This is a genomic window from Lacisediminihabitans sp. FW035, from assembly GCF_054880895.1.
The window spans coordinates 324,213-339,672 of the sequence record NZ_CM142187.1; the positions used below are offsets into that span (position 1 = coordinate 324,213).

Genomic DNA, 15,460 nt, shown 5'->3' on the forward strand with positions numbered 1-15,460 from the left:
GACGCGGACGGGCGCCCCGACCGTCTGCAGGTATCGCTCAGCGGCGAGAAAGAATTGCTTCCTGTCGCGGTGCGTTCCGGAACTACCGCACCATCGCGCGAAGATGGCGAACATGTGCCAGGGTTTCGCCGAGAGCGCCGCGAACGCCGTCAGAATCGAGATTGGCCCAGCCACGCGACCACGTCAGCTGCTCGGCGATCTGCCACACTGAAGCCTCAGGTGTCGCGGCGAGAACCGCTTCGACTTCAGCGCTGCGCACCTGATGGTGCTCGGTCAGTTCGCGGCAGCGTTCGGCGAGGCCGGCGAACCTCCACTCGTGCGCGGGGCAGACCTCGTAGGCGTCCCATTCCGCAATAGTCTCTAGCGATCGCAGATACTCGCCCACTGAATCGCGCTCACCGTCGTGGAAGCCGATACCGATGTTGGGCGAGATTCTCGGCAGGACATGGTCTCCAGTGAGCACGAGTTGCTCGTCGTGGTCGACCACGCAGAGATGGCCGGCGCTATGACCCGGAGTCCAGACCACCCGAAGGTCGCGATCCGGCAACGGGATCCCGTCGCCATCGGCGAACTCCATTCGAACCTGTGGGGAGCCGCCGAAGGCGCGGAGCGATCGCTCTGTCAGCAACATAGTGCTGTGCATCGGTTCGGGCACACCGCAGGTCACCAACCATCGGCGATCCGCGTCGATCGCACTCGTGACGGCTGCCGAGGTGACTCCGGGGAGCGTGTCTAGGGGGTGCATCCCGATCCATGCCCCGGTCATGTCGGAGAGCGCCTGCGCCATGCCCACGTGGTCCGGGTGGAAATGCGTCACGACGATCCCCACCAATCGGTCCAGCTGCAGCCCCGCGGCGGCGATCGCGTCGAGGAGCTGTGCGCGGCCCTCCGGGCTATCCCATCCGGGGTCCACCACGACGAAATCCCCGGCAGCGTTGGTCATCAGATACGCGAGCGTGTAGCGGACCGGGAACGGATCGCACGCCACCGGAACCGACCAGACGTGGTTGCTGACCTTCTCGACGGACGGCATCCGCTTCTCCGACCAGGCGCGCTGCTGGTCGGTTCCGGTGACCGTCGTCACGAACCGGCAGGAGCGACGGACCGAATGGATGCCGCAATCTGGCGCTCGACCTCGTCTGGGGGATAGGAGCCGTCGATCTCGATCAACAATCCTCGCCGTTTGTAGTCGTCACGCAATGGGGCCGCTTGCTCATGATAAATCGCGAGTCGTTTGAGGACGACGTCCGGGGAGTCGTCACTGCGTCGCGACTCGGTGTCGCGCACCATCAGTCGCCCGATGACCTCGTCGTCGGAGGCTCCGAGTTCGACGACGGCATCGAGGTCGATCCCGAGCTCGGAAAGGATCGCGTCGAGTTCGGTCACCTGACCGAGCGTGCGGGGGTAGCCGTCCAGAACGAAGCCTGCAGCAGCATCCGGCCGTCCGAGTCGATCGCGCACTACCGCGTTGGTGAGTTCGTCTGGTACGTAGTCGCCCGAGTCGACGATGGCCGCGATCTGCCGGCCGAGGTTGGTGCGGTCCCGCACGTGTGCCCGGAAGAGCTCGCCGGTTGAGATCATGACGACGCCGTGGCGTGCGGCCAGGCGCAGCCCCTGCGTGCCTTTTCCGGCCCCGGGCGGTCCCATCAGCAACACCCTCATCGTCACTCCTTCGTCACTGACTGTTGACGAGCACTCTAACAGACAATAATCGTCCGTAATGTTCGAGTTCGCCGAGAATGCGTTGACGCGATGGTCGGCGAGGGTTACCCTCGACCAACAGACGAAAACCGTCTGAAATCTCACTTCGCAGGAGCACCGGCGCACGATTCGCAGGACCAACGAGAGGACAGTCAATGACGACCGTTTATGCAACCCGGCACGATTCCACCACCACGGAGGACATCTCCAGTGTGCAGTTTTGGGGCAAGACCTTCGAACAGCGGGATGAGACCTTCGCCCGACTGCGACGCGACAATCCGGTGAGCTGGCATGTCCCGCTGGAAACCCCGGAGATGCCCGCAGAGGTACACGGAGAATCCGGCTTCTGGGCGGTGACTCTGGCGGAGGACATTCGCTACGTGAGCGAGAACAACGAACTTTTCGGCTCCGGCGAGCCCGGATCGGTCGGTCTGCGCCCGCAGCACCCCGCGCTGATCCAGCCGCCTACCTTCCTGAGCATGGATCCGCCCTTTCACACCCGCTACCGCCAGATCATGAGTCGCGCGTTCACCCCGAAGGCAGTCGGCGTGCTGAGCGAGAAGATCTCGCGACGCGCTGGAGAGATAGTGGATCGGGTGGTGGGTGGCGGGGAGTTCGACTTCGTCGCCGAGGTCTCGTCCAAGCTCCCGATGCTCACGGTGGCCGACATGGTCGGCGTTCCGGAGTCCCTCGTGCGCGAGTTCGCCGAGGCAGGAGACCGGTTCATCGGTGCCCGCGACCCGGAAATGATGCCACCGGGAGTGAACCCCATGGAATTCGTCATGCAGCAGCTGGGCATCCTGCAGCAGATCGGTGTCGACCTGGTCGCCCACCGACGCCAGCACCCCGCGAATGACATCGCTACCGCGCTCGCCGGAGCCAACTTCGACGGGGCGCCCCTCACCGACGACGAGATCGGCGCCGTCATGCTGCTGCTCAGCGTCGCCGGCAACGACACCACCAAACAGACCACCTCGCGCACCGTGGTGGCCCTTGACCGCAACCCTGACCAAAAGGCCTGGCTCACCGAGGACTTCGACGGCCGCATCGCAGGCTCCATCGAGGAGTTCGTGCGTTATGCCTCGCCGGTCATCGAGTTCGCGCGTACCGCGCGGCAGGACATCGAGCTTCGCGGCCAGCACATCGTCGAGGGAGACAAGGTTGTGGTGTTCTACGCCTCCGGCAACCGCGATGAACGGGAGTTCGAGAATCCGCACTCCTTCGACCTCACCCGCGGTCGCAGCGCGCACGTCGGGTTCGGTGGCGGCGGCATCCACTTCTGTCTCGGCAATGGGGTGGCGAAGGCCCAGTTGCGCGCTTTGTTCAGCGAGATCCTTGAGAAGCTGCCGGCGATCGAGGTGGGCGAGCCGGAAGAGCTGTACAGCGAGTTCATCAATGGCATCAAGCGCCTGCCTGTAAAGGTCAGCTGATGGCCACCACCGTCATCGTCGATCGCACCCGTTGCACAGGGATCGGCATCTGCGAATCCATCGCCCCCGACCACTTCGAGGTCGGTGACGATGGGGTGCTCATCCTGCTCGAGGACACGATCTCGGATGCGGACCGCGAAGACATCGAGACCGCGGTGCGCTCGTGCCCGGCCAAGGCACTCACGATCGCGAGCGCCTCATGACCAGCCCGTCATCGGATGCCGGACTCGTAGTCGTGGGCGCCAGCCTCGCGGGCCTGCGCGCCGTCGAAGCCGCCCGGCGCGGTGGCTACGCCGGCCGAATCACCCTGTTCGGCGCGGAAGCCCACCTGCCCTACGATCGCCCCCCGCTGTCGAAGGAGTTTCTCGCTGAGGGCGGCGCGCCGAGCTACTTCCTCACCGAGAGCGAGCTGCGGGACGATCTCGCGGTCGAGCTGAGGCTCGGCGCCCTGGTGGACGCACTCAATCCCGAGCGCCACACCATCTCGGTAGGCGGCGAAGAGATCCCCTTCGAGAAGCTCATCATCGCGACGGGTGCCGAGCCTCGGGTACTGGCGCATCTGCCCGAGCTCGATGGCATCCAGACCCTCCGCACGCTCGACGATGCTCACCGGCTGCGCGAGGCGATTCACGCCGACACGCATCTGGTCATCATTGGCGCTGGCTTCATCGGCTCTGAGCTAGCCTCGTCGGCACGAGCCAAGGGTGCGACTGTGACCATCGTCGAGGCCGCGCCCGTACCGCTCGTGCGCGCCGTTGGCGAAGTAGTGGGCATCGCGATCAGCGGACTGCACGAGCGCAACGGCACGCGACTGCTGTGTGGGGTTCAGGTCGAGGAGGTGATCGGCACGGAACGTGTCGAGGCGGTGCGACTGAGCACGGGCGAGACCATCGCCGCAGACCTCATCATCGTGGGCATCGGGGCCGCGCCGGCGACCGGATGGCTCGTGGACTCCGGCCTCGAGCTGAATCCGATCGATGGTGGTGTGGTGTGCGACGCATACCTGCGCACGTCCGCGCAGGACGTCTACGCCGCCGGGGACGTCGCGCACTGGCCGAACGGACTGATGGACGCCACGATGCGGCTCGAGAACTGGACCAATGCGTCTGACCAGGGCACGAGAGCCGGTGTGAACGCGCTCTTCCCGGAACAGGCGCTGGGCTACGAGACCGTTCCGTACTTCTGGAGCGACTGGTACGGCCACCGCATCCAGTTCGTGGGTACCGCGGTCGCCGACAGCGTCAGTTTCGCGTCAGGTGGTCCGAACGACGACAGCTTCGTGGCGCTGTACCGGGTGGGCGACCGACTCGTGGGCGCCGCGACCCTCAACCAGCCCCGGCGAATCATGAAGTACCGGCGCTTCATCGCCGACCGCGGGGATTTCGACCGCGCCGGCGACATCCTGCAGCCGACCGCGGCCCGAACCTGATCGGCCGCCCATGTCGCGCAACGAGGGGCCACACCTGGCCTGGAATGTGAAAGACACCTTCCGGGCGTACGTCGAGCAGGCCGGCGGCGTCATCGACGTCGCCGAGCCCGCCGTGGCGCGCGACAACACCTTCGTCTTCCCCTACGTCGGAGTACAGAGCGAGCCGGATGGCGCGATCCACCGGTTCTCCGGAGCCATCCGCTTCACGGCGCACGGGGGCACCATGAACCTGCTCGTCCAAGATCCGTGGATCCACATCGACTCGGACGGCCAGTGGCTCAGCGTCGCGGGCACCGAGGCGACACGCACAGCGGGCGGCCGGCTCGTGCTTGCCAACCTGGCCGGGGCTCGACCGCGGCAGGAACTCGTGGCGGCGCTCACGAGCGAAGGCGCGGTCGCATTCGATTTCCGTTACCCGTCGGGCGCAGAACTGGCGCCCATCAGTTATGTCCTGCCCAACTCTTGACGAATTCGTAATTACGGACAAAGATTGTCCGAAATAGCTCACCCTGCTTCATCCTGAACCACCGGCAGCAGTCAAAGGAGACTCACCATGACCGATTCCCGATCCGCGATCCTGCGTCAGGCAGATCAGCCCTACGTCGTCGAGACCGTGCAGGTGGCCGATCCCGGCCACGGCGAGGTTCTCGTGCGCATGGTCGGCGCGGGTATGTGCCACACCGACGTCTTCGGCCGAAGCGGCCTGCTTGGCGAACACTTCCTGCCGGCAATCCTCGGTCACGAGGGATCCGGCATCGTGGAGGAGGTCGGCGCCGGAGTGCAGTCGGTGCAGGTCGGCGACCACGTCGTGCTCACCTTCGGCTCGTGCGGCGCGTGCACGATGTGCGTGCAAGGCCAGCCCGCCTACTGCCTCACCTTCGAACTGCGCAACCTCTCCGGCGTGCGTCCCGACGGAACCGGTGCCGTGACTGACGGCGCGGGTGCCCCGATCACCAGCCGTTGGTTCGCCCAGTCGTCGTTCGGGGAGTTCGCGATCGCTACTGAACGCAACGTCGTCGTGGTCGACAAGGATGTCCCGCTCGAGATCCTCGGCCCATTGGGCTGCGGAATCCAGACCGGTGCGGGTGCGGTGCTCAATGAGATGAAGTTGCTGCCCGGGCAGTCGATCGCGATCTTCGGTGCCGGTGCGGTCGGTCTTTCGGCTGTCATGGCGGCGAAGCTCTCTGGCGCTTCCGACATCGTGGCCATCGACCTCAACCCCGAACGTCGCGCGCTCGCGCTCGAACTCGGGGCCACGCGAGTCGTCGACGGTCGGGACACCGACCTCGTCGCCGAGGTGCGCGGTACGGGCGCGGGCATGGACTTCTCGCTCGACACCACAGGGGTGGGTACCGCGATGACTGCCTCGGTAGACGTGCTCGCCCGCCGCGGCACCTCCATTCTCGTCGGTGCCGGTGCCGACCTGTTCTCGATCGTGCCCGGCTCGATGGTGGGCAAGACCGTGCGCTACATCTTCGAGGGCAGCGCCATCCCCCAGCTGTTCATCCCGCAGCTGATCGAATTCTGGAAGCAGGGGCTGTTCCCCTTCGACCGTCTGATCAAGCAGTACCCACTCGATTCGATCAATCAAGCGGAGGCCGACAGCCTGTCGGGCGCCACCATCAAGCCCGTGCTCTCGTTCGCCTAGCCCACCTCGCCAACACCAACCACGTCACAGGAGACACAATGTCCACATCCACCCTCGCGCCGGCTCTGTCGGCGACCGTCAATGGCAAGGCCGTCGACCAGTCCGTACGCTTCGACGTCATCAACCCAGCCACCGGCAGGGTGTTCGCCTCAGCACCCTCGCTCAGCGCTGCCCAGGTCGACGAGGCCTTCACCGCGGCGGCCGCCGCCTTCAGAAACTGGAAGCGGGATGACGGTGTGAGAACGGCGGCACTGCTGGCCGCCGCCGACGCCATCGACGCAGCGGCGGCGCAACTCGCCTCGATCCTCACCAGCGAGCAGGGCAAGCCGATCTCCGACGCCGCGACGGAGGTCGCGATGACCTCAGGATGGCTGCGCTACTTCGCGACCCTGGAGATCCCGCTCGAGGTCGTGCAGGATGACGCGACCGGCTTCGCCGAGGTACACCGCCGGCCCCTCGGGGTCGTCGCGGCGATCACGCCGTGGAACTTCCCGCTGCTGCTGGCGATGTGGAAGATCGCCCCCGCGCTGCGCACCGGAAACACCATGGTGCTCAAACCCTCGCCCTATACCCCTCTGACGAGCCTCGCGCTCGGAGAAATCCTGCGCGGCGTGCTGCCGGACGGCGTCTTCAACGTGGTCACGGGACTCGACCCGCTCGGGCAGCTCCTGACCTCGCATCCGCTCGCCCGCAAGATCAGCTTCACCGGCTCGACCGCCACCGGCAAGAAGGTGGCCTCCGCTGCCGCCGACGATCTCAAGCGCGTGACGCTCGAGCTGGGCGGCAACGACCCGGCGATCGTGCTTCCTGGTAGCTCGGTCGACGACATCGCCCAGTCGCTGTTCTGGGGGGCGTTCATGAACAACGGGCAGGTCTGCCTCGCCGCCAAGCGCATCTACGTGCACGACAGCATTCACGACGACCTGGTAGACGCGCTCGCCGGCATCGCGAAGACGGTCAAGGTCGACGAGGGCAACGTGGAAGGCGCGCAGCTCGGCCCGCTCAACAACCTCGCCCAGTACGACCGGGTGGGGGAGCTGGTGAAGGATGCGATCAGCCACGGCGCCCACGTCGCGGCAGGCGGCAAGGCGATCGACCGTGACGGCTACTTCTTCGAGCCCACCATCCTGAGCAACGTCACCGACGGCCTCGCTATTGTGGACCAGGAGCAGTTCGGTCCCGCTTTGCCGGTGATCTCCTACAGCGACGTCGACGATGTGATCGAGCGCGCGAACCGGGGCAACTTCGGCCTCACCGCCTCGATCTGGTCGGCCGACCCCGCCGAGGCCGCGACGTTGGCATCGCAGATCGATGCCGGCCAGGTGTCGATCAATGTGCACGGCAGCGGGGTTCGCCCCGACCTGCCCTTCGGCGGTCACAAGTGGAGCGGCATCGGCGTCGAGAACGGCCCGTGGGGACTGCACTCATTCACCGAGACCCAGGTCATCACCGGCCCGCCGCGCCAGTAGAAGGGCGTGAACGGTGACCCTGCGGACTCAAGATCCCGTTCTAGTACGGGAGCAGGGTCACCTCGGGCGCATCACGCTCAACCGGCCGGATTCGGTCAACGCACTCACCCGCGAGATGGTCGTCCTCATCACTCGAGCCCTCGATCAGTGGGAGGGTGACGATGCCATCACGAGCGTGCTGATCGACGGAGCGGGGGACCGCGGCCTGTGTGCCGGTGGCGACCTCCGCGCCGACGACGACGACCCCTCGCAGTTTCTGCGGGCCGAGTTCTGGATGAACGCCCGCATCGCCGAGTATCCGAAGCCCTACGTCGCCTGGATGGACGGCATCACGATGGGTGGTGGGGTCGGAATCTCGGCGCACGGCGCGGTACGGGTCGTCACCGAGCGGTCCCGCGTCGCGATGCCCGAGACCCGCATTGGCCTGAGCCCGGACGTGGGCGGCACGTTCCTGCTGGCCCGTGCACCCGGGCTTCTGGGACTGCACCTGGGTCTCACGTCCTCGAGCATGACCGGCCAGGATGCGGTCGCCGCCGGTTTCGCCGACCTGCAACTGCCATCCGGCGCTTATAGCGAACTCGCGACCGCCCTCGAGCGCGGGGATGAGCCGCGCGCCGCGGCGCAGCGTCTCGCCGTGGATCCCGGCCCCTCGCGCCTCCTCGCCGACTGCGACTGGATCGACGAGTGCTACGACGCGGGTACCTTGCCGGAGGTGCTGGAACGCTTGCGCGCCGCGGGCGGGGACGCTGCCGCCGCCGCCGACCGAATCTCGAGCTTCTCCCCGACGGCCACGACGGTCGCGTTCGCCGCGATCCATCGCGCCGCCGGACTCAGCCTGCGGGATTGCCTGTCGATGGAGTTCGTCATCATGAACCACCTCGCTACGCGGGCGGATGTCGGCGAGGGCGTGCGGGCGACGATCCTCGATCGGACACACACCCCGCGGTGGAGCCCCGCGAGACTGGAGGAGGTGGATGCGGGGGAGGTGGCACGCCTCATCCGGCAACTGCCCACTCCGTCGCTGTGGTGATTCTGTTGACGAGACGTGCGACTCGCGCTATCGTCGCATATCAGACAATAATCGTCCGTAAAGCTCTGAGCTCCGGACATGTGATCCCATTTCGACTCAAAGGAGAGTTATGACCATGGTCGACCAGCAGCTCGAAGCCCCCGCGGTATCGGATGCCGCAGGCTTCTTCTCCATCGCTGCCCGTGATCCTTTCCGTCTCGCCGTGATCGGCCCCGACGGCGAGCGAGTGAGCTACGGCGAACTCGCCACCCGTGCCAACCGCATTTCCAATGCCTTACGCGACCTTGGTCTCGTGGCCGGCGACCGCGTCTCGATGCTCGCGCGCAACAGCGTCGCCTCGCTCGAGCTGGTGCTGGCGACCTCGCAGATCGGCGTCATCGAGGTGCCGATCAACTGGCACCTCAGTCAGCCGGAGGTGGCGTACATCCTCTCCAACTCCGAGTCGAAGGTGCTCGTCGCCGGCAGCGAATTCGCAGCCATGCACGGCACGTTCCCCGATCTCCCTCGCCTGACTAGATTCGTCATGGGCACAGCCGTCGAGGGCTGGCGTCCGTATAGCGAGCTTCAGAACCTCGCCGACGGCCACCCGCCGCGCGACCGGATCTTCGGCCAGATCATGGGCTACACGTCGGGAACGACCGGCACGCCGAAGGGCGTCTATCGGCCGAGCACTGGTGTCGCACCCCACGAGGGCTACGCGAGCCTGGTCTTCTTCATGACGATGTTCGGACTGGGTGCCGACGGGGTGAACCTCGTGTGCTCCCCGCTGTACCACTCCGCGCCGTTCGGGTTCGCGCAATCCGGACTGCACATAGGCCAGACGCTGGTCATCCTGGAGGGTTTCGACGCCGAACTTGTGCTGCGTACTATCCAGGACAAGCGCGTGACCACGGCGCACATGGTGCCAACGCACTTCCACCGCATGCTCAGCCTGCCTCCCGAGACGAAGGCGCGCTTCGACCTCTCGAGCCTCGAGGCGATCGTGGTCGCGGGTGCTCCGTGCCCCGTGCATGTCAAAGCCGCGATGCTCGCCTGGGTCGGCCCGATCATCTGGGAGTATCTCGGTGCGACCGAAGGAATCGTGGCGCTCACGCCGCCGAGTGACTTCGAGACAAAGCCGGGAACCGTCGGCAAGGTGAGTCCGGAGGTCGTGCAGATCATCACCGACGAGGATGAGACTGCGGCGACCGGCGAGGCCGGAACCATCTATTTCAAGACCACCATGCCCTATGAGTATCTTGGTGACCCGGTGAAGACCGCCGAGTCACGGCGCGGGGAGTACGTGACGGTCGGCGATGTCGGCTATTTGGATGACGACGGCTACCTGTTCACTCTCGACCGGCGCACCGACCTCATCCTCTCCGGCGGCGTGAACATCTACCCCGCCGAAATCGAGTCGCACTTCCTCGCGCACGATGCCGTCGCAGACGTCTGCGTGATCGGGGTGCCCGATGACGAGTGGGGCCAGCGCGTGGTCGCAGTGGTGCAGCCGAAGCCCGGATTCTCGGCCGACGAGCTGATCGCCGCCCTGAACGAGCACGCGAAGAACGGGCTCGCCTCCTACAAGCGTCCGCGACAGATCGACCTACAGACCGAGCTGCCCCGCAGTGCCGCCGGAAAGCTGCAGCGTCGCCTGGTGCGAACCCAGTACCTGCCTAACTGATCCACCACCACCAGAAGAACGAACACAGGAAGACAGAGCACATGACAGACCAGAAGACGACCCGCGTTGCCGTGATCACCGGAGCAGGCCGAGGAATAGGCCGCGAGCACGCGCTGGAACTGGCCCGCAACGGAGTGGCCGTGGTCGTCAACGATCTCGGCGGCAGCGCCGACGGTGTCGGCGCCGACGCGACCCCAGCCCAGCAGGTCGTGGAGGAGATCCTCGCGATCGGCGGGCAGGCCGTCGCCGACGGTCACGACATCAGCGACTGGGAAGGAGCAAAGGCGCTCATCCAGACCGCCATTTCGACGTTCGGAACCCTCGACATCCTGGTGAACAACGCGGGAATCCTGCGCGACCGCACGCTCGCGGCCATGAGCATTGATGAGTGGGATGCGGTGATCAGGGTGCATCTTCGGGGCACGTTCGCACCGAGCCATTTCGCCGCGGCCTACTGGCGCGCGAAAGCCAAGGAGACCGGCCAGCCTGTGGGTGGCCGGCTGATCAACACGAGCTCGCCGTCGGGCCTGTACGGCAATTTCGGACAGGCCAATTATGCCGCGGCCAAGGCGGGGATCGCCGCCCTCACGATCGTCGCTGCCAAGGAACTCGCGTCGTCTGGTGTCACCGCGAACGCGGTCGCCCCGGCCGCCGCGACCCGCCTGACGGCGTCGCTCATGACGGGCGAGCATCCGGAGCTCGGCCCCGACCGTATCGCCAAGCTGGTGGCCTGGCTTGCGAGCCCGGCCGCCCACGGCGTCACGGGTCGCGTGTTCGACATCGTCGGATCCCGCATCGGCGTCGCAGAGGGATGGCACCTGGGTCCTCGCATCGACAAGGAGGGACTGTGGACCCTCGAGGAGCTCGACACAGCCATCCCCGCACTCGTGGCAGAGGCAGCCCCGCTGCCCGAGATGAACGGTGAGCCGCTCCCCGCGAGGGTCACGGCATGAGTCTGAACCTCGACTTGCTCGGCACCGAGTGGGATGCGGGCACGCACGCCTGGTCTTCGAAGGATGCCCTGCTCTACGCCCTCGGAGTGGGAGCCGGCGCCGATGACCCCGGGCAGGAACTGCAGTTCACCACCGAGAACAGTGCCGGCATCGACCAGCTCGTGCTGCCGACATTCGCCGTCACCCTCTCCGGAGGCGGGGGGCCGCGCCTCGGCGACTTCGGCATGGAGCAGGTGCTGCACGCTGAGCAATCGGTGGAGCTGTACGGCCCGCTTCCCGTTGCCGGGATGGTCTCGACCCGCGGCCGCGTCATCGGGTATTACGACAAGGGGCGCGACGCGCTCATAGAAGTCGAGAACGTTCTGACCGACCAAGCGACGGGTGCCCCGTTGGCGCGCCTGGTCATGAACATCTTCGTTCGCGGCGAGGGCGGGTTCAGCGGCGACCCTGGACCGCGTTCGAGCTGGGTCAAGCCAGACGAGCGCGAGCCCGACGTGACCTTGCGGGCGCGGACGCGCACCGATCAGGCGCTGCTCTACCGGCTCTCGGGTGACCGCAACCCCTTGCACAGCGACCCGTCGTTCGCGGCGCGCGCCGGCTTCGACCGACCGATACTGCACGGACTGTGTAGCTACGGCATGACCGGTCGGCTGCTGCTTGCCGAGCTCTTCGACAACGACGTGAGTCGCTTCGGTTCGTTCTCGGCGCGCTTCGCGTCGATAGTGCATCCGGGCGACGAGCTGGTCGTGCAGGTCTGGAAGGATGACGACGGCGCGAGCTTCATCGTGACGGTGGGCGAGACCGTCGTGCTGAACAACGGACGTCTCACCGAGCGTCGGGAGCCTGCGGATGCCTGACCAGTACGTGCCCGTGGCCACGCCCGAGACCGCCCCCTACTGGGAGGCGGCCGCTCGCCACGAGTTGATGCTCCAGCGGTCGCGGCGCACCGGCGAGTTCTTCTTCTACCCTCGCGGCGCCGTGCCGGGATCCCTTGACGACGAATTCGAGTGGGCTCTGGTATCGGGCAGGGGCACCCTCGTGTCGTATATCATCAACGCCCGGCCGATTCCGGGCACCGAAGGCGAGTCGCCCGTGATCGCCCTTGTCGAACTGGAGGAGGGTCCGCGCCTGATGACGAACATCGTTGATGTTGAGCCGCTGCCCGAGAACCTTCCGATCGGCGCGGCCGTGACAGTCGCGTTCCGGCAGCGCGGCGACATGACCCTGCCCGTCTTCGCTCTGGCCGGCGGCGCCGCATGACCTCCATGCACGGAGACATCGCGATCGTCGGGGCCGCAGAGACACCCAAAATCGGAGCGCTGCCCGGCGTCTCGATGCTCGAACTGCACTCCCAAGCGGCGCGCGCCGCGGTGCGGGATGCCGGGCTCACGCTCGACGACATCGACGGCATCGCGACAGCCGGCCCCATGGCGATGGAGGTCTCGCACTACTTGGGGATCACACCCCGGTGGCTCGACGGCACCATGGTCGGTGGCGGCAGCTTCATGCTGCTCGTGCGACACGCGGCGGCGGCGATCGCCGCCGGTGCCGCAACCACGGTGCTCATCACGCACGGCGAATCCGGGCGATCGCAGGTCGGGATGCCGCCCTGGACTCGCTCACCGTCGTCGCTCACCGGCCAGTTCGAGACGCCGTACGGGGCGGTCGCACCGTACTCGATTTTCACGGTTCCCGCGCTGGGCTTCCTTCACCAGCGCGGAATGAGCAGCACCGACCTCGCCGAGGTCGTCGTCTCGCAGCGCCGATGGGCGGTCGACAACCCCCGCGCCGAACGTCGCACCCCAACGTCCGTCGAGCAGGTGCTCGACGGCAGGATGATCGCCTACCCCTTCACCAAAGAGATGTGCTGCGTGGTCACGGACGGTGGTGGCGCCCTCGTGCTGACGACGGCGGAGCGTGCGAAGGACCTGCCGAGCGCCGGTCGCGAGGTATTGGTACTCGGATCCGGCGAAGCCGCCGAAGGCGTGCTCGTGTCGCAGATGGAGGACTATGGCTCGTTCGGCGCCTTCCGGAGATCGAGTGCCGAGGCGTTCGCGACCTCGGGCCTCACCCACGGCGAAATCGATCACCTCATGTGTTACGACGCGTTCGCACACCTCCCCCTCTACGAACTGGAAGACACTGGATTCGTCGGGCGCGGGGAATCCGGAGCCTTCATCGCCGAGGGCCACACCTCACCGGGCGGCAGCCTTCCCATGAACACGAACGGTGGCGGACTCTCGTATACCCATACCGGCATGTACGGCATGTTCGCGATCCAGGAAGCGGTGCGACAGCTTCGCGGGGAGGCCGCCGCGCAGGTGCCGAACGTGCGCACGAGCTTCGTTCAAGGAGTGGGGTTGTTCTTCGCAGCCTCTGCGAGCCTCGTGCTGGGCGTGAGGTAGCGAACCCCTATGGCAGAATCGCTGCATGACTCTTGAACGCACGGTCGGCCGAAAGCCCGATCCGCAGATCGAGCCTCGAGTCATGGCTGCGGCCCTCGCCGTCTATGCCGAGGTCGGCTGGGCAGCGTTCACTTTGGACGCCGTCTCCCGCCGCGCCCATGTGGGCAAGGCCGCGCTCTACGGCCGTTGGGATGACAAGGCGGCGCTGCTGAGGGACGCCCTGCTGTCGAAGAACATCGAGCCCGAGGTCATCGATACCGGCAGCATCCGCGGTGACTTGCTCGGCGTGGCCAACATCGAGCTGAGCATGTGGGGCGGCGAGTCCGGGCAGGCCAAACGGCGTGCAGCGATCGACGCCGTGACCTATCCCGAGATCCTTGGGCCGGTGCGCGACGCCTACCGGCGCACCGTGATCGAGTCGGGTCGCGACATCATCCAGCGGGCAATCGGCCGGGGGGAGCTCGATCCGGGGGTATCCACCGCGCTCATCCTCGACGCCCTGTCCGGCTCGGTGGAACATCGCCTGGCCTACATCCCCGACAGCCGCCGTGCGGACTTCGACCTGCGTGCCGACGAGTATCTCGAGGCTCTCGTCGATTTCGTGCTCGCCGCGGCGACGTCACCCAGCGCGCGTTCGCACTTCCCGTAAGTCGGGCGTCTGGCCGGTCTCGGCTCTCCAGCGCGCGACGCCCGAATCGGCGCCTGTGCGCCGCACCGCGTCGGGTAGCTCGCTGTGAATCACGCCGAGTCCCCGTCAACGGGCTGCCCAATCGGCCCCAGTGCACCCATAGACTCGCATCTATGGGTGCAGAGGCGACCACTTCGGTGGAATTGAAGCTCTTGGCCGACCCCACTCGCGCGCGCATCCTGGGACTGATCATGGAGAGCCCGATGGGTAGGCGCTCGGTCGGGGAGCTGGCTGCCGAGCTGAAACTGCGGCAGCCGACGGTGAGCCATCACCTGAAAGCGCTGGTCGACGAAGGGGTATTGACGCGGACCCCTGACGGCCGAATTGCCTGGTATTCGATGCATCCGGAGCAGGTTGATCGTGTGGTGGAGGTGCTCAACGGGACTCGCGCCACCGTGATGGCGGACGGTGTGCTCGAGCGCATCTCGATCGACCTTGCCGGTCGGTTTGCAGGAGTTTTCGGGCCGGAGACCGTCGAACGGTACGTTCGGGAAAGTTACGCACTGTTGGCCGACGGGGCCCGGATCGACCGATATCTTCCCTCCCTCACCTCACGGTTCGCCGCTGACCGGCTGTCGGCGCTGGCGCGCAGCGAGTCCACCTCTCTCGACCATGTTCCCGAGGTGTTGTTCGTCTGTGTGCAGAACGCGGGCCGATCCCAGATGGCGGCCGCCATCCTCGAGCACCTGGCCGGGGATGCCGTGCGCGTTCGCACGGCGGGATCTGCTCCGGCCCGCGCCGTGCGCTCGGTTGTGCTGACCGCACTTGATGAGATCGGAGTGTCGATCGGCGGTGAATTCCCCAAGCCGCTGACGGACGAGGTGGTGCGAGCAGCGGATGTCGTCATCACGATGGGCTGCGGGGATGCCTGCCCCATCTACCCGGGCAGGCAGTACCTCGACTGGGAGATCGAAGACCCGGTCGGCCTGCCCATTGCCCAAGTCAGGGACATCCGGGATGACATCGAAGCTCGAGTGCGGTCTCTCATTGTCTCCCTCAAGGTGAACGCCATCTGAACTCCCGTTCCTGTCGCGCGCCAATAGA

16 protein-coding genes are annotated in these 15,460 nt (G+C 66.4%); 14 read left to right on the top strand and 2 right to left on the bottom strand.

The window, feature by feature from the left end:
* Positions 1-82: 82 nt before the first annotated feature.
* Both ACVXZ4_RS01615 and ACVXZ4_RS01620 read right to left on the bottom strand, forming a co-directional pair.
* The gene (locus ACVXZ4_RS01615) at positions 83-1,084 is read right to left on the bottom strand and encodes an MBL fold metallo-hydrolase (protein ID WP_461796511.1); all 1,002 of its coding nucleotides are present in this window, start codon (positions 1,082-1,084) and stop codon (positions 83-85) included.
* On the bottom strand, positions 1,081-1,662 hold the full coding sequence (locus ACVXZ4_RS01620; RefSeq protein WP_461796512.1) for an adenylate kinase: 582 nt from the start codon (positions 1,660-1,662) through the stop codon (positions 1,081-1,083). Before ACVXZ4_RS01620 ends, ACVXZ4_RS01615 begins: the two co-directional genes overlap by 4 nt.
* A 194-nt stretch (positions 1,663-1,856) precedes the next feature.
* Between ACVXZ4_RS01620 and ACVXZ4_RS01625 the strand changes: the two genes are divergently transcribed.
* The 14 genes from ACVXZ4_RS01625 (at position 1,857) to ACVXZ4_RS01690 (ending at position 15,432) form a co-directional block, all read left to right on the top strand.
* Positions 1,857-3,131 (top strand): cytochrome P450, encoded by a 1,275-nt coding sequence (locus ACVXZ4_RS01625; protein ID WP_461796513.1) that lies wholly within the window; start codon positions 1,857-1,859, stop codon positions 3,129-3,131.
* Positions 3,131-3,334 carry a ferredoxin gene (locus tag ACVXZ4_RS01630; RefSeq protein WP_461796514.1) on the top strand — a complete coding sequence of 68 codons (204 nt, stop codon included), beginning with the start codon at positions 3,131-3,133 and terminating at the stop codon, positions 3,332-3,334. The genes ACVXZ4_RS01625 and ACVXZ4_RS01630 overlap by 1 nt, the downstream gene beginning before the upstream one ends.
* Positions 3,331-4,560: an NAD(P)/FAD-dependent oxidoreductase gene (locus ACVXZ4_RS01635; protein ID WP_461796515.1), complete on the top strand. Its 1,230-nt coding sequence runs from the start codon at positions 3,331-3,333 to the stop codon at positions 4,558-4,560. The genes ACVXZ4_RS01630 and ACVXZ4_RS01635 overlap by 4 nt, the downstream gene beginning before the upstream one ends.
* A gap of 10 nt (positions 4,561-4,570) precedes the next feature.
* Positions 4,571-5,026 (top strand): HtaA domain-containing protein, encoded by a 456-nt coding sequence (locus tag ACVXZ4_RS01640; protein WP_461796516.1) that lies wholly within the window; start codon positions 4,571-4,573, stop codon positions 5,024-5,026.
* Positions 5,027-5,113: 87 nt separating this feature from the next.
* A complete protein-coding gene (locus ACVXZ4_RS01645) occupies positions 5,114-6,208 on the top strand; it encodes an NAD(P)-dependent alcohol dehydrogenase (protein WP_461796517.1) in 1,095 nt (364 codons plus the stop codon).
* Between the two features lie 38 nt (positions 6,209-6,246).
* A complete protein-coding gene (locus ACVXZ4_RS01650; protein ID WP_461796518.1) occupies positions 6,247-7,677 on the top strand; it encodes an aldehyde dehydrogenase family protein in 1,431 nt (476 codons plus the stop codon).
* A 13-nt stretch (positions 7,678-7,690) separates the two neighbouring features.
* On the top strand, positions 7,691-8,707 hold the full coding sequence (locus ACVXZ4_RS01655) for an enoyl-CoA hydratase/isomerase family protein (protein ID WP_461796519.1): 1,017 nt from the start codon (positions 7,691-7,693) through the stop codon (positions 8,705-8,707).
* Positions 8,708-8,816: 109 nt separating this feature from the next.
* Entirely contained in the window at positions 8,817-10,370 is a 1,554-nt protein-coding gene (locus ACVXZ4_RS01660) for an AMP-binding protein (protein WP_461796520.1), read from the top strand.
* Between the two features lie 41 nt (positions 10,371-10,411).
* The gene (locus tag ACVXZ4_RS01665; protein WP_461796521.1) at positions 10,412-11,323 is read left to right on the top strand and encodes an SDR family NAD(P)-dependent oxidoreductase; all 912 of its coding nucleotides are present in this window, start codon (positions 10,412-10,414) and stop codon (positions 11,321-11,323) included.
* Entirely contained in the window at positions 11,320-12,180 is an 861-nt protein-coding gene (locus ACVXZ4_RS01670; RefSeq protein WP_461796522.1) for a MaoC/PaaZ C-terminal domain-containing protein, read from the top strand. Before ACVXZ4_RS01665 ends, ACVXZ4_RS01670 begins: the two co-directional genes overlap by 4 nt.
* A complete protein-coding gene (locus ACVXZ4_RS01675; RefSeq protein ID WP_461796523.1) occupies positions 12,173-12,583 on the top strand; it encodes a Zn-ribbon domain-containing OB-fold protein in 411 nt (136 codons plus the stop codon). Before ACVXZ4_RS01670 ends, ACVXZ4_RS01675 begins: the two co-directional genes overlap by 8 nt.
* Positions 12,580-13,728, top strand: coding sequence for a thiolase C-terminal domain-containing protein (locus tag ACVXZ4_RS01680; RefSeq protein ID WP_461796524.1), 1,149 nt, complete (start codon positions 12,580-12,582; stop codon positions 13,726-13,728). The genes ACVXZ4_RS01675 and ACVXZ4_RS01680 overlap by 4 nt, the downstream gene beginning before the upstream one ends.
* 25 nt (positions 13,729-13,753) lie before the next feature.
* On the top strand, positions 13,754-14,377 hold the full coding sequence (locus ACVXZ4_RS01685; protein WP_461796525.1) for a TetR/AcrR family transcriptional regulator: 624 nt from the start codon (positions 13,754-13,756) through the stop codon (positions 14,375-14,377).
* Positions 14,378-14,529: 152 nt separating this feature from the next.
* Positions 14,530-15,432: a metalloregulator ArsR/SmtB family transcription factor gene (locus ACVXZ4_RS01690; protein ID WP_461796526.1), complete on the top strand. Its 903-nt coding sequence runs from the start codon at positions 14,530-14,532 to the stop codon at positions 15,430-15,432.
* Positions 15,433-15,460 lie beyond the last annotated feature (28 nt).

What these genes read in the sequence shown, in the direction of transcription:
- ACVXZ4_RS01685 (WP_461796525.1), top strand. Translation starts at nt 13,754, where the DNA reads ATGACTCTTGAACGCACGGTCGGCCGAAAGCCCGATCCGCAGATCGAG.
- ACVXZ4_RS01675 (WP_461796523.1), top strand. Translation starts at nt 12,173, where the DNA reads ATGCCTGACCAGTACGTGCCCGTGGCCACGCCCGAGACCGCCCCCTAC.
- ACVXZ4_RS01690 (WP_461796526.1), top strand. Translation starts at nt 14,530, where the DNA reads ATGGGTGCAGAGGCGACCACTTCGGTGGAATTGAAGCTCTTGGCCGAC.
- ACVXZ4_RS01665 (WP_461796521.1), top strand. Translation starts at nt 10,412, where the DNA reads ATGACAGACCAGAAGACGACCCGCGTTGCCGTGATCACCGGAGCAGGC.
- ACVXZ4_RS01680 (WP_461796524.1), top strand. Translation starts at nt 12,580, where the DNA reads ATGACCTCCATGCACGGAGACATCGCGATCGTCGGGGCCGCAGAGACA.
- ACVXZ4_RS01620 (WP_461796512.1), bottom strand. Translation starts at nt 1,662, where the DNA reads ATGAGGGTGTTGCTGATGGGACCGCCCGGGGCCGGAAAAGGCACGCAG.
- ACVXZ4_RS01630 (WP_461796514.1), top strand. Translation starts at nt 3,131, where the DNA reads ATGGCCACCACCGTCATCGTCGATCGCACCCGTTGCACAGGGATCGGC.
- ACVXZ4_RS01650 (WP_461796518.1), top strand. Translation starts at nt 6,247, where the DNA reads ATGTCCACATCCACCCTCGCGCCGGCTCTGTCGGCGACCGTCAATGGC.
- ACVXZ4_RS01625 (WP_461796513.1), top strand. Translation starts at nt 1,857, where the DNA reads ATGACGACCGTTTATGCAACCCGGCACGATTCCACCACCACGGAGGAC.
- ACVXZ4_RS01645 (WP_461796517.1), top strand. Translation starts at nt 5,114, where the DNA reads ATGACCGATTCCCGATCCGCGATCCTGCGTCAGGCAGATCAGCCCTAC.
- ACVXZ4_RS01640 (WP_461796516.1), top strand. Translation starts at nt 4,571, where the DNA reads ATGTCGCGCAACGAGGGGCCACACCTGGCCTGGAATGTGAAAGACACC.
- ACVXZ4_RS01635 (WP_461796515.1), top strand. Translation starts at nt 3,331, where the DNA reads ATGACCAGCCCGTCATCGGATGCCGGACTCGTAGTCGTGGGCGCCAGC.
- ACVXZ4_RS01660 (WP_461796520.1), top strand. Translation starts at nt 8,817, where the DNA reads ATGACCATGGTCGACCAGCAGCTCGAAGCCCCCGCGGTATCGGATGCC.
- ACVXZ4_RS01670 (WP_461796522.1), top strand. Translation starts at nt 11,320, where the DNA reads ATGAGTCTGAACCTCGACTTGCTCGGCACCGAGTGGGATGCGGGCACG.